Source organism: Subtercola boreus (assembly GCF_006716115.1).
GTDB lineage: Bacteria > Actinomycetota > Actinomycetes > Actinomycetales > Microbacteriaceae > Subtercola > Subtercola boreus.
This window is the reverse complement of sequence record NZ_VFOO01000001.1, coordinates 1855461-1874931: the sequence shown is the minus strand read 5'-3', so window position 1 is coordinate 1874931 and position 19471 is coordinate 1855461. Positions and strand designations below refer to the sequence as shown.

At 68.4% G+C, this 19471-nt stretch carries 13 protein-coding genes; 9 read left to right on the top strand and 4 right to left on the bottom strand.

The window, feature by feature from the left end:
- Window positions 1–62: 62 nt before the first annotated feature.
- Window positions 63–2459 (bottom strand): wHTH domain-containing protein, encoded by a 2397-nt coding sequence (locus tag FB464_RS08750; protein ID WP_116414207.1) that lies wholly within the window; start codon window positions 2457–2459, stop codon window positions 63–65.
- Window positions 2460–2602: 143 nt separating this feature from the next.
- Here FB464_RS08750 and FB464_RS08745 point away from each other — a divergent pair, with 143 nt between their 5' ends.
- From FB464_RS08745 to FB464_RS08735, 3 genes are read left to right on the top strand one after another with little or no spacing between them, the layout of a single operon-like run.
- On the top strand, window positions 2603–3685 hold the full coding sequence (locus FB464_RS08745; RefSeq protein ID WP_116414208.1) for a permuted SH3 domain-containing protein: 1083 nt from the start codon (window positions 2603–2605) through the stop codon (window positions 3683–3685).
- Window positions 3686–3689: 4 nt separating this feature from the next.
- Window positions 3690–4442: an ABC transporter ATP-binding protein gene (locus tag FB464_RS08740; RefSeq protein ID WP_116416499.1), complete on the top strand. Its 753-nt coding sequence runs from the start codon at window positions 3690–3692 to the stop codon at window positions 4440–4442.
- Complete coding sequence (locus tag FB464_RS08735; RefSeq protein WP_116414209.1) at window positions 4439–5665, top strand: ABC transporter permease; 1227 nt, start codon at window positions 4439–4441, stop codon at window positions 5663–5665. The genes FB464_RS08740 and FB464_RS08735 overlap by 4 nt, the downstream gene beginning before the upstream one ends.
- Window positions 5666–5826: 161 nt before the next feature.
- Here FB464_RS08735 and FB464_RS08730 read toward each other — a convergent pair whose 3' ends face one another.
- The gene (locus FB464_RS08730; protein ID WP_116414210.1) at window positions 5827–7725 is read right to left on the bottom strand and encodes a phosphoenolpyruvate carboxykinase (GTP); all 1899 of its coding nucleotides are present in this window, start codon (window positions 7723–7725) and stop codon (window positions 5827–5829) included.
- Window positions 7726–7868: 143 nt separating this feature from the next.
- Between FB464_RS08730 and FB464_RS08725 the strand changes: the two genes are divergently transcribed.
- Window positions 7869–9308, top strand: coding sequence for a helix-turn-helix transcriptional regulator (locus FB464_RS08725; RefSeq protein WP_116414211.1), 1440 nt, complete (start codon window positions 7869–7871; stop codon window positions 9306–9308).
- 58 nt (window positions 9309–9366) lie between these two features.
- A complete protein-coding gene (locus tag FB464_RS08720) occupies window positions 9367–10902 on the top strand; it encodes an S-layer homology domain-containing protein (RefSeq protein WP_170151881.1) in 1536 nt (511 codons plus the stop codon).
- Between the two features lie 546 nt (window positions 10903–11448).
- On the opposite strand, the gene FB464_RS08715 is transcribed toward FB464_RS08720, so the two are convergent.
- Window positions 11449–12063, bottom strand: a complete 615-nt coding sequence (locus FB464_RS08715; protein WP_211327328.1) for an acyl-CoA-like ligand-binding transcription factor — start codon at window positions 12061–12063, stop codon at window positions 11449–11451.
- A 325-nt stretch (window positions 12064–12388) separates the two neighbouring features.
- On the opposite strand from FB464_RS08715, the gene ileS reads away from it, so the two are divergent.
- The 4 genes from ileS (at window position 12389) to ndk (ending at window position 18544) form a co-directional block, all read left to right on the top strand.
- Window positions 12389–15958, top strand: a complete 3570-nt coding sequence (gene ileS / locus FB464_RS08710; protein ID WP_116414214.1) for an isoleucine--tRNA ligase — start codon at window positions 12389–12391, stop codon at window positions 15956–15958.
- Window positions 15951–17615, top strand: coding sequence for a bifunctional folylpolyglutamate synthase/dihydrofolate synthase (locus FB464_RS08705; RefSeq protein WP_246092984.1), 1665 nt, complete (start codon window positions 15951–15953; stop codon window positions 17613–17615). The genes ileS and FB464_RS08705 overlap by 8 nt, the downstream gene beginning before the upstream one ends.
- Window positions 17612–18049 (top strand): DUF4233 domain-containing protein, encoded by a 438-nt coding sequence (locus FB464_RS08700; RefSeq protein ID WP_246092983.1) that lies wholly within the window; start codon window positions 17612–17614, stop codon window positions 18047–18049. The genes FB464_RS08705 and FB464_RS08700 overlap by 4 nt, the downstream gene beginning before the upstream one ends.
- Window positions 18050–18121: 72 nt before the next feature.
- Window positions 18122–18544 (top strand): nucleoside-diphosphate kinase, encoded by a 423-nt coding sequence (ndk, locus tag FB464_RS08695; RefSeq protein ID WP_116414215.1) that lies wholly within the window; start codon window positions 18122–18124, stop codon window positions 18542–18544.
- 15 nt (window positions 18545–18559) lie between these two features.
- On the opposite strand, the gene FB464_RS08690 is transcribed toward ndk, so the two are convergent.
- Window positions 18560–19168: a vitamin K epoxide reductase family protein gene (locus FB464_RS08690; protein ID WP_116416502.1), complete on the bottom strand. Its 609-nt coding sequence runs from the start codon at window positions 19166–19168 to the stop codon at window positions 18560–18562.
- Window positions 19169–19471 lie beyond the last annotated feature (303 nt).

The window sequence follows — 19471 nt, the reverse complement described above, 5'->3', positions numbered from 1 at the left end:
GGCCCTCCAGGCACTATAGGCGGCACCGAGTCTGGGGTGCCTTTTGTGATGTCGCCCCCATTCTACCGCAGGGCGTGTTCCGGCCCAGGGACTCGGACGCGTTCGACGGTCCGCGGATCTTCGACCGTGTAGCCGAGCCAGAGACAGTCTGCGATCACAGCGTCGAGGGTGCGGTTCTGGGAGAGCGCGAAGGATGCCACTGTCCAAGCGGGTATGCGCTCCGCCGGGTTCAGCCAGGGCGCGCGGCCGTCAGCGTCGAGGCTCATGATCTCCAGGTGGCGGGGCAGAACGAGATCTCGCCGTGCGCCCGTGAGGCCCAGGTGGGAGAACAGTTCTTTCTTGCTCAACCTTCCGAGGTCGCGAGGTTCTTCAGCAGGTGCGAGAAATGTGACACCGAACTGGGCGAAGCGTTCCTCCAGGACGTTCTGCAACACCTTCAGTTCCTTGGCGGCCTTCACAAGATGAGAGTGCCGTACGGGCTGAGCGGCGTCGATGAACGGCGTTCTGCCATCGAGGTCCACGCTGAGCATTCGGACGTCGTCAGCAGAGGGCTCGACGCCATCGAGTCGGAACGCCGGCAGATCGGAGAATCCTAGCTCGCGCAGACACCGCACCACTTCGGAGCACGCCTGCCCTGTCACACCTGCCACTCGCAGGACATGGCTGAGCCCCACGACATCCGACGCGCAGAGCCACGGGGCGACGCCATTGAACTGCGTGCTGGCAGCGATCAGGTGTGCCGCCTCGAGTGTCTTCTCGAGCATCGAGTGCACGGAGGGATCGACGGCTATCGAGTGGGCTTCCAACTCGGCGACGACCTCGGAAGGCATCACGCCGTGTTCCCACGACGTCTGCACAATGTCGAAGAGGCCCAGTGGTCGGAAGGTGTCGTTCTTACGCTGGCGCCTGCTGAACGACAGTGCCGTGCGCACCATTTCAGTGGTGTCCGGCAGGCCGTCTGCGCCCGGCGGCACCGTCAGTCCGAGCCGCCGGGCTCTCGAGACGACGTCCCGGAGCGGGATCTCGAGATGACGCTCGGCCTCGTAGATCGATGTCGCGTCACCGAACCAGTCGCTCGTCTCGAGGCCGGTGCCATGGCGGTAGGTGTAGTGCATCACGCCGAGCAGGATCGCGTCGGATGGACGGGCAGGCAGAACCTCAGCCGATCCCCTCGGCACGCCGATGCCGAGGTAGTGCCCGCCGGCGGCGAGACGGGAGAAGCGCCAGGCGAGCACCGACCGCGATGCCAGGCCAGCCGAGGTGTCTTCGTCTCCCGCCAGGTATCCGGTGACGCTGAGAGGCACAGAGCCGCTGGGCAGTCGGATGCCGAGGCCTCTGTCAGCCGCGAGTTCGATGACAGCATCGGCGACCCTGTGTTGGTGCTGGGTCGCCGCACCCAGCCAACCCGGAGTGCCGACGATCGCCCAGGCTTCATCGACGGCGCTGGCTGCAGCTGCGACGGCCAGGGATTCGATGGCGTTGTGATCCATTCGCACGATCTTGGTGCGATCGGCCGTGAGTTGCGGCCTGGTCGTCCCCTCGAGGCTCACAACCATGCCATGAAGCCAACCCTGGGCCCAGATTCCGTCAGCGAGGACGGTGCCGATTCCCGCGATCCACCACAGGCGACCGGGAACACCCGGGACGGCACTGCTGAAATCGGCACCCGGTTGGCTCGTCGAAGCGCGATTGAGCTCATGCGGAATCCAGCGGTGTTCGAGCCCGCGCTTGTCGCTGGCATGAAGTGTGAACGGGCAGACGAAGACCAGATCGCGGAGGGTGGAGACGGCGGAGACCTGTGACCCCGGCTTCAGCCAGAGTCGCACGCGTGTTCCATGCGACTCTGCCAGTCCGTGGTCGACGATCTCGAACTCTTCAGCAGGCCCGGGGATGTGCAGGGTGAGCAGTCTGCCGATCGATCCGTCGCGGTTCAGGCGCGCAGTGCTCACGTCGACGTGCTCGGCAATCATGAAGTACGACATCACGCCGATCCCGAATCGGGAGTTCAGCCACAGCTCGACGGGGGGATCTGCTGCGGCGAAGTCGGCTGCCTCCGCCGAGCGGTCCACCAGGTCGGATGCTCGCACCCCCGCCTGACAGAAGGCGAGCGACAGTTCCTCCACACCCATGCCGGCACCCCGGTCGATACAGTCGACGAAGGCTCGCCCATCGTCGCTGAAGCCCTGCACGACTTCGATGCGCGGTCGCGCGGGCGAGCACACCTCGGGCTCGAGCTGGAGGTACGTCAGCCGGGCAACGGCGAGCCGACAGGCATCGAGAGCGTTCTGGTAGAGCTCGCGGAGCGCGAGTGACGGATCGCCGTAGAGGCTCTCGCCCATCAGGAACTCACGGATCCGAGTCTCGTCCAGCCGGAACCGGAGCCCCGAAGCGACGATCGTCGACGACCTGTTCGATGCCGGGCGGTCGGATGACCAGGCGGAGAAACACGGAGTGAGCATTGCTCGATTATACGCGCAATGAACTCATCCTCGCGGACGATTTGTCGTTCACCGGAACTCCCTAGACTCGGGGTGTCCGTGGGGGAGAACGACGGGCAATCTGTACGCCGCCCGCAGAACCGGGCCGACACGAAGGTGCCACCGTGGGTGTTGTCCGCAAATGGGTATTTCCGATCATCCGACTGGTCGTGGTCGTCGCCATCGCGGCGGCGCTCTGCAAGCTGGCGTTCTTCCCTGACACGCAGGCGGTCGCCGACCCTGCCGTGCCGACGGGCCAGCTCACCGAACCGCAGGCGACGGTGACGACGGGCACGATCTCGAACGATGTCACTCTGAAGGCGACCGTGAGCGCGGATCCGGCCTCGCCCATCCGGGCGACCGCGATCGGTGTCGTCGACGAGGTGCAGGTCGCGGTCGGCGCGACGGTCGCTGCCGGGGACACGATCTTCGACATCAAGGTGGAGACCCAGCGCGACCCGGTGCAGACGACCGGCCCCGACGGTGCGGCCATCGAGACCCCGCGGAAGCCGCTCATCACCTACGTCGACGTGACGGCCCCGATCGCGGGGATCGTCAGCGCGCTGCCGGTGCTCGCCGGGCAGTCGATGGCGGTCGGCGATGTCGCGGGGCAGATCGCACCGCCGACCTTCTCCGTCACGGGATCGCTGAATGCGGCCGACCAGTACCGGCTCGTCAGCCAGCCGACAGAGGCGCAGGTCGCGATCACCGGCGGGCCGGCGCCGTTCACGTGCACCGGGCTGACGATCGTCACGCCGCTGGCAGGCTCCGATGGAAGTGGATCCGGTGGCTCGGGAGGTTCGGGCTCGACCGGCGGGGGCGGTACCGGCGGGGGCGACGGCGGCAGCGGCTCGGGCAACACCCTCCGCTGCAGCGTGCCGGGCGACGTGCGCGTCTTCTCCGGCCTCGCCGCCGATGTCACGATCGCCGCGGGGAAGGCCGAGAACGTGCTCGTCATCCCCACCACGGCCGTCGAGGGCACCGCGCTGAACGGCAACATCTGGTTCGTGCTGCCCGACGGGACGACCGAGCAGCGGCCGGTCATCCTGGGCCTGACCGACGGCAGCATGGTGCAGGTCGTCTCCGGGCTGGCGGCGGGCGATACTGTGCTGCAGTTCGTGCCCGGTGCGGTCGCGCCGACCGACGGCTGCAACGGCGTGCCGAACTGCTTCGACGTCAGTGGCGGCGGTTTCGCCGTGGCGGGCTGAGCGCGTGACATTCCTCGAACTGAGGGGGGTCGGCCGCACCGTCTCCCGGGTGGATGACCGCCCCCTCGTCATCCTCGACGGCGTCGACCTCGTGGTGGAGGTCGGCGACCGCCTGTCGATCGTCGGTCGGTCGGGCTCGGGCAAGTCGACGCTGCTGAACCTGCTCGGGCTGCTCGACTCGCCCACGGAGGGCGAGATCTTCCTCGACGAGGAGCCGACGCGCGACTTCTCTGCGCGGCGGCGCGATGTGACGCGGGGCCGCGACGTCGGCTTCATCTTCCAGCAGTTCAACCTGCTGCAGGGCCGCACCGCGCTCGAGAACGTGATGACGCCCCTGCTCTACGACACCGGATCGGCGTTCTGGCGCCGCAGGGCCATCGCCGGCGAGATGCTCGACCGGGTCGGGCTCGGGCACCGCCTGTCGTCGACCCCGGATCGGCTCTCGGGCGGCGAACAGCAGCGCGTCGCGATCGCCCGCGCGCTGGTGCGGCGCCCCCGTCTCATCCTCGCCGACGAGCCGACCGGCGCCCTCGACATCGAGACGGGCGAGATCGTGATGGCGCTGCTCGACGAGATCGCGACGGCCTCGGATGCTGCGTTGGTGACGATCACGCACGACCCCGCGATCGCGGCGCTCGCGACGCGGCGGTTCCGGCTCGAGAAGGGCGCGCTGGTGGATGCGGCGGCTCCCGTCACGGCCCGGGCCGGCGCCTCCGGGCATCCGTTCGCCGCGGCGGGCGGGGGGAGCGACTCGTGAGGGGGCTCGTCACTGCGTTCGTCGGGAGCGTCGTCGAGGCGTGGGCGGAGCTCCGCATCCACCGCACCCGGGTGCTGCTCTCGCTGGTCGGCGTTGCGGTCGCGGTCTGCGCGCTCACCAGTGTCGTGGCGCTCGGCAACATCGCCCAGCAGGCCACGATCGAGACCAGCGAGCGCTCGAGCGGCCGGCCGGCCACGCTCTACGTGTCGGCGTACACGGCTGACGGCTCCGCGCCGCCGGCCGCCACCATGGACAAGACCTGGAACGAGGCGCTCGAAAGGTACGGCGTGCACTACGCCAGCCGGGTGAACCAGCAGCAGCTGAGCATCCAGTTCATCGACGGCGTCAGCCCGGTCAACTCGACCCTCGTCGACCAGCCGTACGGCACGATGCACCGGGTCGAGGTGGTGAAGGGGGCGTGGTTCGGCGAGGCCGACGCCGCCCGCCTCGCGCCGGCCCTCATCGTGAACGACATCTTCTGGCAGCGGCTCGGTTCGCCCGACCTCGCGACCCACCCGACCGTGAGCCTGGTCGGCGCCAAGCCGGTGACGGCCGTGATCACCGGTGTCACCGCCGCTCTGCCCTACGAGGACCAGCCGAGCATGATGATGCTGAACGACGCGTACACGCGGCTCGCCGACCAGCTGGCGACGGATGCCACGTACCCCTCCTACCCGTCGTACGAGATGTGGGTGCCGCCGGAGATCTCGGCGGAACTGACCACACGGCTGCAGTCGGACTTCAGCGCCTCGCTCGGCGACGGCGCCACCGCGCAGGTCAACCGGCAGGACTACGCCGCCTACGGCGACGACCCGTTCCTGCCGATCAAGCTCATGATCAGTGGCGTCGCGGTGCTCGTGCTGCTGCTCGGGGCGCTCGGCCTCGTGAACATCTCGCTCGTGACGGTGCGGCAGCGCATCCAGGAGATCGGGATCCGGCGGAGCTTCGGTGCCACGGCGTCGCGGGTGTTCTTCGCGGTGATGATGGAGAGCGTGGTGGCGACGGTCGCGGCCGGCGTCGTCGGGGTGATGCTCTCGATCCTGATTGTGAAGAGCCCGTGGGTCGAAGACGTGATCTCGCAGGGGGTGACCGACATCCCGCCGTTCCCGCTCGAGGCGGCGCTGCTCGGCCTTGCGGCGGCGACCGTCGTCGGCGCGATTGCGGGCCTGCTGCCCGCCCTCGTCGCGGTGCGCGTGAAGGTGATCGACGCCATCCGCTACTGAGCCTTGCCGGCCGACCGGCCCGCCCAACCGCCCGCCCACAGCCGCCAGCGCCCACACCGCCCTGCACGTGCAAACGGACGAAGCTGAGCAAGCGCGCCAGCCAATACGGCAGCGTGTTCGCTCAGATTCGTCCGTTCGACGGCCGGCGCGAGGGCCGGGGGCTAGGCGAGCTTCGCGAGCCCCGCGCGAAGGCGCGCCAGCTCGGTCATGAGGGTCTCGGGCATCCTGTCGGCGCCGAGCGAGTCGAAGTACGTTGCCGTCTCGTCGGCCTCGGCCAGCCAGGCGGCCTTGTCGACGCCGGTGAGGGTCGCGACATCCGAATCCGAGAGGCCGAGGCCTTCGACGTTCAGCTCGTGCACCAGCGGGAGTCCGCCGATCGGCGTCTGGCGCGCGGCCACATCACCTTCGAGGCGGCGGATGATCCACTCGACCACCCGCGAGTTCTCGCTGAATCCCGGCCAGATGTACGAGCCCGCGTCGTTCTTCCGGAACCAGTTCACCTGGAAGATCGGGGGAGCGTTCTCGCCGAGCACGTCGCCCATGTCGAGCCAGTGCTGGAAGTAGTCGGCCATGTTGTAGCCGACAAACGGGAGCATGGCGAACGGGTCGTGGCGGAGGCGGCCGACGGCACCGGCCGCGGCAGCGGTGGTCTCCGAGGCCATGGTTGCCCCGACGAACACGCCGTGCGCCCAGTTCTTCGACTGCGCTACGAGCGGCACGGTCGACGGGCGTCGCCCGCCGAAGAGGATCGCGTCGACGACGACACCCTCGGGCGACTCCCACTCCTCGGCGATCGAGGGGCACTGGTCGGCCGTCACGGTGAAGCGGGCGTTCGGGTGCGCCGCGGGGGTCGAGGAGGCCGGCGTCCAGTCGTTGCCCTGCCAGTCGAGCAGGTGCGCCGGCGGGGTCGGCGTGAGGCCCTCCCACCAGACATCCCCGTCGTCGCGGAGGGCGACGTTCGTGAAGATCGTGTTGCCCCACATGGTGTCGACGGCCGTCTGGTTCGTCTCGATCCCGGTTCCGGGGGCGACGCCGAAGAAGCCGCGTTCGGGGTTGATCGCGCGGAGCTTTCCGTCGGGGCCGGGGCGCATCCAGACGATGTCGTCACCGATGGTCTCGACCTTCCAGCCGGGAACGGTCGGCTTCAGCATCGCGAGGTTCGTCTTGCCGCAGGCCGACGGGAAGGCGGCGGCCACATGGTAGACGCGGCCCTCGGGCGAGGTGATCTTGACGAGCAGCATGTGCTCGGCCATCCAGCCCTCGTCGCGGGCCATCACCGAGGCGATGCGGAGCGCGAAGCACTTCTTGCCGAGCAGGGCGTTTCCGCCGTAACCCGATCCGAACGACCAGATCTCGCGGGTCTCCGGGAAGTGGGCGATGTACTTCGACGCATTGTGCGGCCACGCGACATCCACCGCACCCGGTGTGAGGGGCGCACCCACGCTGTGCAGCGCGGGCACCCACGGAGCGTCGTCGGTGATCAGGTTGAGCACATCCGTGCCGATGCGGGTCATCAGCGCCATGCTGACCACGACGTAGGGCGAGTCGGTGACCTGCACGCCGACCTGCGAGAGCGGGCCGCCGACGGGACCCATCGAGAACGGCACCACGTACATGGTGCGGCCGCGCATGCTGCCGCGGAAATGCGTCGTCAGCTCGGCCTTCATCTCGGCCGGCTCACGCCAGTTGTTCGTGGGGCCGGCATCGATCTCGGTGGTCGAGCAGATGAACGTTCGGTCCTCGACGCGCGCCACATCGGCCGGGTCGCTGCGGGCCAGGAAGCTGTTGGGGCGCCATTCTGGGTTCAACCGGATCAGCGTGCCCTGCGCGACCATCGCCTTGGTCAGTAGGTCGTACTCGGCCGTCGAGCCGTCGCACCAGACGACATTGCTCGGTTCGGTGAGCGCGGTGACGTCGGCGATCCACGCGGCCAGCCCGGCATCGATGCGCAGGGTGGTCGGGGTCTCGGATGCCCGGGCGGGGCGGCTTCCGACGCTGTCGACGCGGGTGGGGTACGTCGAGGTCGAGGTCTTCTGTGTCGTTCGGTCCAAGAGGCTCATGATCGCTCCGCTCGCTGAGGCTGTGGCATCCGTCGGTTGAAAGGATGCTGAAGTTCTGTGGTGTTCTTCCACTGTGCGCTCAATATGCGCTAAATTCTGAAGAAGTACCGTGAAAGATCGTCCGTTCTTTACAGGAGGCAAAGATGCCATCGAGTCTCGACCTGATCACCCTCGGCCGGCGCATCCGGCATTTCCGGAAGGCGTCCGACCTCACGCTCGACCAGCTGGGCGAGAAGGTGGGTGTCGTCGGCAGCCAGCTCTCGCTGATCGAGAACGGCCGCAGGGAGCCGAAGTTCTCCCTGCTGCAGTCCCTCTCCTCCGTGCTCGGGATCCCGCTCTCCGACCTGCTCTCCGCCGAGGCTCCGGATGCCCGCACCGCCCTCGAGATCGAGCTCGCGCGGGCGCAGGCCGGCGACCTCTACGCCTCGCTCGGGCTGCCGCGTGTTCCCGCCAGCCGGAACCTCCCGCAGGAGACCCTCGAGTCGCTCGTCGGGCTCCACCGCGAGCTGATCCGGCGGGCGACCGAGTCGATCGCGACCCCCGAGGAGGCCCGCCGGGCGAACACCGAACTGCGCGATCAGATGCGCGCACGGAACAATCACCTCCCCGAGCTCGAGAAGCTCGTGGAGCAGACCCTGGCGCGCGTCGGCCACACGGGCGGTGCCCTCAGCCACCGCACAGTGAGCCTGCTCGCCGAAGACCTCGGCTTCCGCCTCATCCACGTGAACGACCTGCCGCATTCGGCACGCTCGGTGACCGACCTCGCGAGCGGGCGCATCTACCTGCCCCCGGCCTCGATCCCCGGCGGGCACGGGCTCCGCTCGATGGCGCTGCAGGCGATGGCGCACCGCGTGCTCGGTCACACGCCGCCGCAGAACTACGCCGACTTCCTGCAGCAGCGGCTGGAGATCAACTATTTCGCGGCCGCTTCGCTGATGCCCGAGGCCGCATCCGTGAAGTTCCTGCAGGCGGCGAAGGCCCGGCGGGACCTCTCCGTCGAAGACTTTCGCGACGCGTTCGGTGTCACCCACGAAGCAGCGGCGCTGCGGATGACCAACCTCGCCACCTCGCACCTCGGCATCGACGTGCACTTCCTCCGCCTGACGGACGACGGGGCGATCCAGAAGGCCTACGAGAACGACGGCCTGCCGCTGCCGCAGGATGTCACGGGAGCCGTCGAGGGCCAGTTCGTCTGCCGCAACTGGGCCGCCCGTGTCGCGCTCACCCGCACCAATCGCAGCACCGAGTTCTACCAGTACACCGACACGCCCTCGGGCACGTTCTGGTGCGCCACCCAGACGGGAACGACGGCGGCGGGGGAGTTCTCGATCAGCTTCGGCACGTCGTTCGCCGACGCCAAATGGTTCCGCGGGCGCGACACCGAGAAGCGGGCCCAGTCCCGCTGCCCCGATGAGTCGTGCTGCCGGCGCCCTGCGTCGGGGTTGGTCGAGCGCTGGTCGGAGAGCGCCTGGCCGAGCGCGCGCCTGCACGCGCACGTGCTCTCCCCGCTGCCGTCGGGCAAGTTCCCGGGCGTCGACGACCGCGAAGTGTACGAGTTCCTAGAGGCGCACGCGGCGTCGTAGCGGCGGGTCCCCCTCAATGAGGACTGCGGATGTCGAGGGCGGGAGTTACTCTCAACAGGTGCCGATCTCCCGCAGAACCTCCTCCCTCCTCTCCGCGTTCGTCGGCACTGTCGCCGCCGTCGCCCTCGTGCTCGGAGGTTCGCTGTCGGCGTCGGCAGAGGACGCCGACACCTCCCCGCGTGCGACCGACAGTGCGTCGGGCATCCAGGCGCAGGCTGCGGCACAGGCCACCCTGCAACAGTCCCTGGCTGCCGCTCATGCGCCGGCCGCGACATCCGGTGCCTCGAAGAACGAGGCCGGCTCGCAGAGCACGCAGGCGCAGACCGACTCCACCGCCTCGGCGGCCGCCCTGGCCTTCAGCGCCGGCAACATCATCAACGACTCCCTCTTCTACACCGGCACCGCGCTCACCACGGCACAGGTGCAGACGTTCCTGAACCAGAAGGGCTCCGGATGCACGGCCGGCAGCCTGTGCCTGAAGAACTACAAGCAGACCACCTACACGCAGGCCGCCGACCAGATGTGCGGAAAGTATGTCGGTGCAGCCAACGAGACCGCCGCGACGATCGTGTACCGGGTCGGCAAGCTGTGCGGCATCAGCCAGAAGGTGCTGCTGACGCTCATCCAGAAGGAGTCCTCGCTTGTTGCGGCGACGAACCCGACGGCCGGCGACTACGAGACCGCGACCGGTTACGGCTGCGCAGACACCCAGGCGACCTGCGACAAGTACTACTACGGCTTCTACAACCAGGTGTACAACGCGGCGTGGCAGTTCAAGCGCTACCTGAACCCGCCCGGACGCACCATGGACTTCACGTACTTCCCGGTCGGCAAGGCCACGAGCATCCAGTACAACTACGACACCAGCTGCGGTTCGTCGAAGGTCACGCTGAAGAATGCGGCGACCGCTGCTCTCTACTACTACACGCCCTACCAGCCGAACAAGGCAGCCCTTGCGAACCCGTACGGCAGCGGCGACGCCTGCTCCAGCTACGGCAACCGCAACTTCTTCGTGGTGTACCGCGACTGGTTCGGCTCGCCGAACACGGCGCCCGACCAGTACTTCAGCGACGTTCCGGTGTCGAGCGCGAAGTACCCCGACATCCAGTTCCTCGCCCGGCTCGGAATCGCGAACTCCGTGACGGCGGCCGACGGCAGCCAGGTGTTCTACCCGGCGAAGCAGGCCAACAAGTCGACCGTCGCGACCTACCTCTACAAGTACTACGGGCTGCCGTTCGTACCTCCGACCACGCCGTCGTTCGCCGACATCAGCGTCGGCAACGCGGCCTTCACGGCGGTCGAATGGATGAAGTCGCGCGGGCTGGCCTCTCCCGACGCGAGCGGCAACTTCAACCCGAACGCCATCGTCAACCGGCAGGACCTGGCCGTGATCCTCGCCACCTTCAGCGGTGACACCCTGCCGAACCCTGCCACCCCCTCGTTCACCGACGTGCCGAAGTCGAACCCCGCCTACCGCTCGATCGAGTGGATGAAGGCACACCAGGTCGTCGGCGGCACCACCTTCGGTCCGACCACCCCGCTGACGCGCCAGTCACTCGCCGACTACCTCTACGGGTACTACAACCGCGTCTGACCGCCCCCGCTCCGGGCCCGCCCGGCCCGGCCGCTCCGCTCCGGTCCGGCCCAGCGTCTCCGCTGGGGGGCCGAGTCCGGGACTATCCGGCCCGGGCGTTCTGCTCCGGCTTGGCGGATCCGATCCGCTGCGCCGCGCCGCGCCGTGCGCCGTGCTGCGCCGCGCCGTGCGCTGTGCTGCGCCGCGCCGTGCGCTGTGCTGCGCCGCGCCGTGCGCCGTGCTGCGCCTGTCACACCCGTGCCGCGCGCAGCCCACGCGCTCGGGCGTGCATCGAATCGATTCGATGGGGCTGTAAGAGCTCTGTAGAGGCGCGATAGGAGCACTTCGCGTCCCATCGAATCGATTCGACTCCACCGCGCGGGTGGTGCGTGACCCGCGGCGGGGTGAGGGGAGCCGGGTGCGGTGTGCGCGACGGGGTGAGGGGAGCGGGAAGCGGGGTGCGGGATGCGCGACGGAGTGCGGGGAGCGGGGTGCGCAGCGGGGGGTGCGCGGGAGAGCGCCGCACCGCGATCGACACGGGTGGGGCGGCCAGGCCGCAGGCCCGCGTCAGGCGGCGAAGCCGCGCGCGAGGGCGTCGAGGGCGCGCACCACGAAGGGTTCGAGGGAGCCGCGCGACGGGCCCGCCGCCGCCCATTCCTGGGCCGCGGCCACTACGGCGCCGGTGGCGGCGTAGGCCACGGTGCGGGGCAGGAGCGTGTCGGGATCCAGACCCTGCCGCACCGCGACGAAAGTGCTGAGTTGCCCCGCGCACCGCGCGAACCTGGCCAGCGCCGACGCCTCCACCTCAGGCACCGACCCGATGGAAGTGTACTGCGTCAGGATCCACGGTACCCGGGATGGCCCGAACTCTCGGGCGACGGCCGCGAGGGCGTTCGAGAGCGCGGGCAGGGGGAGGGCATCCGGTGTCTGCTCGTCGAGGCGCGCCTGCAGAGTGCCGAAGGCGCGGTCGATGTCGCCCCAGAACACGTCGCTCTTGCCGTCGAAGTAGTTGAAGAAGGTCGAGCGCCCGACGCCGGCGCGCTGGGTGATCTGCTCGACCGTCGTCTTCACGTAGCTGTTCTCGAGGAACAGTTCGTAGGCGGCGTCTTCGAGGAGTTCCCGCGACGACGAGCGGGGCCGGCCGCGCGGAGGCCTGACGGTCGCTGCCGACTTCTCCTCCACAGCGACTCCTCTCGGCAACTCTCTCCACAGCAGCCTAGCCACCCTGTCAGACGTGTAATATTGCTCACCAACGACTATGAGCCGGTCATCACCGGGGAGTCGCCGGAAGAACAGCGATGGTCGCCCCGTACGGGGTGCCCTGAACCCAGTAGAACCGGCCGGGTCTGGCCCGTCACAGCCAATGAGAGAGCGACCGGAAGCGCCGACACCCGAGAGGGCGACGGCACAGACGGTAAGCGGGGTGGTACCGCGCCGGAGAGAGCAGAGCTGGCGTCCTCGTGGAACAGGCAGCAGCGCACACAGCCGTCCAGGAGACACCGCAGACATGACGTATCCCAAAGAGTCACCCGCAGGCGCGGCATTCGGCCCCGGTTCGAACAGCCCCGGTTCGAACAGCAGCGGTTCGAACGGCAGCGGCTCGAACAGCATCAGCCCGAGCCCCCGGTTCCCGGCCATCGAAGAGCAGGTGCTCGGCTTCTGGAAGGCCGACGGCACCTTCCAAGCGTCGATCGACCAACGCGCAGATGCCCCCGAGTGGGTCTTCTACGACGGGCCGCCGTTCGCCAACGGGCTTCCGCACTACGGTCACCTGCTGACCGGCTACGCCAAAGACCTGTTCCCTCGCTTCCAGACGATGCGCGGCAAGCTCGTGCACCGCCGATTCGGCTGGGACACGCACGGCCTGCCCGCAGAACTCGAAGCCATGCGCCAGCTCGGTATCACCGAGAAGAGCGAGATCGAGGCGATGGGCATCGCCGAGTTCAATGCGGCGGCCCGGGCATCCGTGCTGCAGTACACCGGCGAATGGCAGGAGTACGTCACCCGGCAGGCGCGCTGGGTCGACTTCGAGAACGACTACAAGACGCTCGACATCACGTTCATGGAGAGCGTGATCTGGGCGTTCAAGCAGCTGCACGACAAGGGGCTCGCCTACGAGGGTTTCCGTGTGCTGCCCTACTGCTGGCACGACGAGACCCCGCTGTCGAACCACGAACTCCGCATGGACGACGACGTCTACAAGATGCGCCAGGACCAGACCGTCACCGTGACGTTCCCGCTCGTCGGCACGAAGGCCGAGTCGCTCGGCCTCACCGCCGTGCGCGCCCTCGCCTGGACGACCACCCCGTGGACCCTGCCGACGAACCTCGCGCTCGCTGTCGGGCCTGGCATCACGTATGCGGTCGTGCCCTCGGGCCCGAACGGCACCGCAGATGCCGAGGTCGCTCGCGAGCAGGGTTCCGATGCTCCGGATGTCGCGACAGACGTACTGAGCGCCGACTACCTGCTCGCCGAAGACCTCGTCGGCAACTACGCCAAGGAGCTTGGCTACGACTCCGCCGAGGCCGCGCGCGCGGCCGTCACCCGCACCCTCCTGGGCAGCGAGCTCGACGGTGTGAAGTACGACCGCCTCTGGGACTACTACGCCGACGCCGAGACCTACGGCACCCAGAACGCCTGGCAGATCCTCGTGGCCGACTACGTCTCCACCACAGAGGGCACGGGCATCGTGCACCAGTCGCCTGCCTACGGCGAGGAAGACCAGAAGATCTGCGAGGCTGCGGGTATCCCCGTGCTCATCTCGGTCGACGAGGGCGCGCGCTTCCTGCCGAACATCACCGAGGTCGCCGGCCTCCAGGTCTTCGAGGCCAACAAGCCGCTCACCCAGCTGCTGAAGGCCCAGGGCCGGCTTCTCCGCCAGGCGAGCTACGAGCACTCGTACCCGCACTGCTGGCGCTGCCGCAACCCGCTGATCTACAAGGCCGTGTCGAGCTGGTTCATCCGGGTCACCGACTTCCGGGGCCGCATGGAAGACCTCAACCAGCAGATCGAATGGGTGCCCGAGAACGTCAAAGACGGGCAGTTCGGCAAGTGGGTCTCCAACGCCCGCGACTGGTCGATCTCGCGCAACCGCTACTGGGGTTCACCGATCCCGGTGTGGAAGAGCGACAACCCCGAGTACCCGCGGGTGGACGTGTACGGCTCGCTCGACGAGCTCGCGCGCGACTTCGGCGCTCTTCCGCTGAACGCCGACGGCCAGCCCGACCTCCACCGCCCCTACATCGACAGCCTGACACGCCCGAACCCCGACGACCCCACCGGCGGGTCGACGATGCGCCGCATCGAAGACGTGCTCGACGTCTGGTTCGACAGCGGGTCGATGCCTTTCGCGCAGGTGCACTATCCGTTCGAGAACCACGACTGGTTCGACACGCACAGCCCCGCCGACTTCATCGTCGAGTACATCGGGCAGACGCGCGGCTGGTTCTACACGATGCACATCCTCTCGACCGCGCTCTTCGACCGCCCCGCGTTCAAGAACGTGATCAGCCACGGCATCGTTCTCGGCAGCGACGGCCAGAAGATGTCGAAGAGCCTCCGCAACTACCCCGACGTGAACGAGGTCTTCGACCGCGACGGCTCCGACGCGATGCGCTGGTTCCTGATGAGCTCGCCGGTTCTGCGGGGCGGCAACCTCATCGTCACTGAGGAGGGTATCCGCGAGTCGGTGCGGCAGTTCATCCTGCCGCTCTGGAACACGTACTACTTCTTCAGCCTGTACGCGAACGCCGCGGGCGGTGCTGACGCCGCGGGCGAGGCCGGATACGAGGCCTCCTGGCGCACGGACTCCACCGACGTTCTCGACCGCTACCTGCTCGCGAAGACCCGCGATCTCGTCGAGGGCGTCACCGCCGACCTCGAGGCGCTGGATGCGACCGTCGCCGCGTCCCGGCTCCGAGACTTCGCCGACGTGCTCACGAACTGGTACGTGCGCCGCTCCCGCGACCGTTTCTGGTCGGGAGACGACCGGCAGGGCTTCGACACCCTCTACACCGTGCTCGAGACCCTGACGCGGCTGTCGGCACCGCTCATCCCGCTGATCGGCGACCACGTCTGGAAGGGCCTCACCGGCGGCCGGAGCGTGCACCTCGAAGACTGGCCGCACGCGAACGCCTTCCCCGAGGAGCCCGAGCTCGTCGCCGCGATGGACCGCATCCGCGCCATCAGCTCGAGCGCCCTCTCGCTCCGCAAGGCGAACGGGCTGCGCGTGCGCCTGCCGCTCGCGAGTCTCACGGTGGTCACCGAGAACGCCGCAGCGCTCGCCGCATTCGAGGAGATCCTCCGCGACGAGCTGAACGTCAAGGCGGTCAGCTTCGTCGAGCAGGTTCCGACCAGCGCCGCCGACTTCGGCATCACCTCGCGACTCACCGTCAACGCCCGTGCGGCGGGCCCGCGGCTCGGCAAGCAGGTGCAGCAGGTCATCAAGGCGGCTCGGAACGGCGACTGGTCCGAGCACGACGGCGTCGTCACGGCCGGCGGCATCGACCTCGAAGCGGCCGAGTACGAGCTCGTACTCGAGACGTCGGCTCCGGATGTCGCGGGGCAGCCCGCCGCGTCTGCCGACGGTCCGGCACCGGGCGTTGGCGCTCCCTCCTCACAGGCGCTCGCGCTGCTCCCCGGCGGAGGTTTCGCGCTGCTCGACACCACGATGACGCCCGAGCTCGAGGCTGAGGGCCTGGCCCGCGACGTCATCCGTGCCGTGCAGGAGACCCGGAAGGGCGCGGGCTTCGACGTGAGCGACCGCATCACCCTCGACCTGGTCTTCTTCAGCGATGCCGACGCGGATGCGGTGCGGAGCGTCGCCGCGGGAGGGTCCGGCAGCAACGCCGGAACCGTCGCCATCGACGAGGAGACCCTCGCCACCCGGTTCACCGTGGTGTCGCCGAAGGATTTCCGGAACCTCGAGCGCTACCGCGAGGTCCTGGTCTCGGAATGGATCGGACGCATGGTGAGTACTCCACCCGAGCACTTCGCCCGCGTCGAGAAGGACAGGTACGCCAACAGCGACCTGTTCGTGGTGGCCGTGAGCCGGCCGGAAGGAGTCCGCGATGTCTGACCCGAGGAATCCAGATGAGGTCGGGGCCGACGGGGTCGAGCCAGGCGCGTTCGAGGGTGGCGATCGTGAGCCCGACGAGCTGCGTGAGGGTGACGGCGTTCGCGACCAGATCGGTTATGGCGACGACCCGGGTGACGGTGTGCACCGCCAGCGCTACGACGACGACGGAACGGTCGACGACGATGACGATGACGCCGCCGACGACACGGAAGACCCGAGCGAGTTCGAGATGGCCGACGCCTACGACGAACAGCTCGTGGTGCGGGCTGGCGGCGGCGCCACCATCGGCGAAGACGAGCCCGAGCTGCCCGACGAGTTCGTCGAGCAGGGCGACGAGGTCTACGCCGAACTGCTCTCCCGCCTCGGCGAAGCGGCTCCCGAACCCCGGCTCGGGGCGACCCGGCGCGTTGTCGAGCTGCTGGGTGACCCGCACAGGGCCTACCCGATCATCCACATCACCGGAACGAACGGCAAGACCAGCACCAGCCGTATCGCCGAGAGCATCCTGCGGGCCTACGGGCTCCGCACCGGACTCTTCACGAGCCCGCATCTCGAACGACTGAACGAACGCATCGTCATCGACGGCCGGCCCATCTCGAATGAGGCGCTCGCGGCCAACTGGGCCGACATCCAGCCGTTCCTCGGCATTGTGGATGCGGAACTCACCGGTGCCGGCGAACCCCGCCTGACGTTCTTCGAGGCCCTCACGGTGCTCGCGTTCGCGTCGTTCGCCGACGCGCCCGTCGACGTCGCCGTGATCGAGGTCGGCATGGGCGGCGAGTGGGACTCCACCAACGTTGCCGACGGCCAGGTGGCGGTGTTCACGCCGATCTCGCTCGACCACACGGCGCGGCTCGGCAACACCGTCGCGGAGATCGCCCGCACCAAGTCGGGCATCGTCAAACCGGCCGCGCAGGTCGTCACGGCGAAGCAGCAACCGGAGGCGCTCGCCGAGCTGCAGCGCGCCGCCGAGCTCACCGAGTCGACATTCGTCGCCGAGGGCGACGGGTTCGAGGTCGTCTCGAGCTCCGTCGCCGTCGGTGGCCAGGTCGTGACGATCAAGGGCGTCGCGGGCACCTACCGCGACCTCTTCCTGCCGCTGTACGGCGACCACCAGGCCCAGAACGCGGCCGTCGCCGTGGCTGCGGTCGAATCGTTCCTCGGCGGCGGCCAGACCGCTCTCGTCGAAGACGTACTCACCGAGGCCTTCAACACGGTCACCTCGCCCGGCCGCCTCCAGCTGATCGGCACCGAGCCGACGGTGCTGGTGGATGCCGCACACAACCCCGGCGGTGCAGAGGCGCTCGCGGCGGCGATGAAGCAGTACTTCACGTTCGACAAGGTCGTTGCGGTGATCAGCATCCTCGCAGACAAGGACGCCGCGGGCATCGTCAGAGCGCTGGAACCGGTCGTCTCGGAGTTCGTCGTCACGCGTTCCTCGTCAGACCGTGCCGTCGACGCCGATGAGCTTGCGAGCGTGGTGGTCGGCATCGCCGGCGCCGACCGTGTCGTGGTCGAGCTCGACCCACGGGAAGCCGCCGCGATCGCCCGCGAGTCGGCAGGGGAGTCCGACAGGGGCGCCGTGCTGGTGACCGGGTCGATCACGCTCGTCGGGGAGATCATCACCCTGGCCGCCGACGAGGGCTGGAAGCCGTGAGCGAGCCGCTCGAAGTTGGCGGAGTGCCCGACGAGCCGGCACGGCCCGGCAGACCCAGCCGTGCCCCGCGGGCTCCACGGGCGCGTCGCAAGCGGAGCGTCCGCGAGAGCATCTGCTCGATCGTTCTCGGCTTCGAGTCGGTCATCATGTTCCTGGCGACCCTTGCTGTCTTCGGGCTGAAGGCCCTGCCCTGGCCGGTCGCTCTCGGCGGCGGAGCGGCGCTCTGCGTGCTGCTGCTCGCCACGATCCCGTTGCTCGGCCGCCCGATCGGCATCGCCCTCGGCTGGGTGCTCCAGGTGATCATCCTGGCCTCCGCCATCCTGGTGCCGCTGATGCTCATCGTTGCCGTGCTGTTCGGCGGAATGTGGGTGTTCGCCGTGATCAGGGGTGGCATGATCGACCGCGAGAACGCCCGGCTCGCCGGGCAACCCTGACCCTGACCGCTCTGTGCTGACCCTGACCGCTCTGTCCCTCATCCAGAACCTCCCACCAGAAAGTAGAACCCTGTGACTGCAAACGTCGAAGAGACCCTCGTTCTGATCAAGCCCGACGGTGTCGCGCGCAACCTGATCGGCGAGATCCTCGCCCGCATCGAGAAGAAGGGCTACCAGCTCGTCGACGTGAAGCTCTTCGAGCCGTCGCGCGCGCTGCTCGCGGCCCACTACGAGGAGCACGAGGGCAAGCCGTTCTACGAGCCCCTCATCGAGTTCATGGAGTCGGGCCCCGTTTTCGCCGCGCGCGTCGCCGGCAACCGCGTGATCGAGGGCTGGCGCTCCCTCGCCGGCACCACCGACCCCACCACCGCCGCGCCCGGAACGATCCGCGGCGACCTCGGCCGCGACTGGGGCCTCAAGGTGCAGCAGAACCTCGTTCACGGCAGCGACTCCCCGGAGTCGGCCGCCCGCGAGCTCGCCCTCTGGTTCGACTAGGAGGATCGGGCCGGCTCAGCTGTTGGTGAGCGACGCGATGACGTCGAGGCGCAGCTGGGCCAGCACGGCCACCACGAGGTACGAGACGATCACGAAGAGCCAGAGGAACGGGAAGAACAGCCGGGCGATGCCCCGTACCCCGGCCGGCACAGGGATGTTGCCCTCCCGCAGGTTGAACACGGTCACGTACCAGAACAGCGGGATCACCGCGGTCCAGACGACCATGCAGTAGGGGCAGAGCGTGCCGAGCACGAAGATGCTCTGGCCGATCAGCCAGATCACGAACACCAGGGCGCCGGCGATGCCGAGGTTGAAGAGCACCCAGAACCAGCGCGCGAACGTCGCTCCTGCCAGGATTCCGACGCCGACGACGATGACGGCGATGAAGCACGCCACACCGATCAGCGGGTTCGGAAACCCGAACAGCGAGCCCTGGGGGCTCGCCATGTTCGGACCGCAGCTGACCAGCACGGAGATGTTGCACGACGGCACGTAGTTCGGGTTGACCAGCGTCTCGATCTTCTCGAGGGTCAGCGCGAACGAGGCGATCCAGCCGATCACACCGGCTGTCACCAGGAAGATCGCCAGCCCGATGGGGCGCCGCACGGGCAGGGTTTCTTCGATCACTGTGGCATTCTGCCACACGCCCCATCCGCCTCTTCTGGGAATGCGTGCGATAATGGCAGCATGTCTTCCGGGCCGCGCCCGGTACGACAGCAGAACATGCGCCCAGTGGCGCAAAAGGTTTGCCGGGCCACCTGAAGAAGGGGGCACGGAGCATCATCAGAGACACGAAGGTTCCGTCCAGAGCTGAAGCCGGACGGTTCGCGTGAAGGATTTGCGGTACCGAAGACGGAGAAGTCTCGCCGGAAACGGTGCCGCACGAGAGAGTAACCGGCAGGGTGGCGCGGTCGCCCAGCCCGGCAA

Excerpts from the sequence above, each read along its gene's own strand:
- FB464_RS08750 (WP_116414207.1), bottom strand. The coding sequence starts at position 2,459 with ATGCTCACTCCGTGTTTCTCCGCCTGGTCATCCGACCGCCCGGCATCG.
- FB464_RS08730 (WP_116414210.1), bottom strand. The coding sequence starts at position 7,725 with ATGAGCCTCTTGGACCGAACGACACAGAAGACCTCGACCTCGACGTAC.
- FB464_RS08725 (WP_116414211.1), top strand. The coding sequence starts at position 7,869 with ATGCCATCGAGTCTCGACCTGATCACCCTCGGCCGGCGCATCCGGCAT.
- ileS (WP_116414214.1), top strand. The coding sequence starts at position 12,389 with ATGACGTATCCCAAAGAGTCACCCGCAGGCGCGGCATTCGGCCCCGGT.
- FB464_RS08705 (WP_246092984.1), top strand. The coding sequence starts at position 15,951 with ATGTCTGACCCGAGGAATCCAGATGAGGTCGGGGCCGACGGGGTCGAG.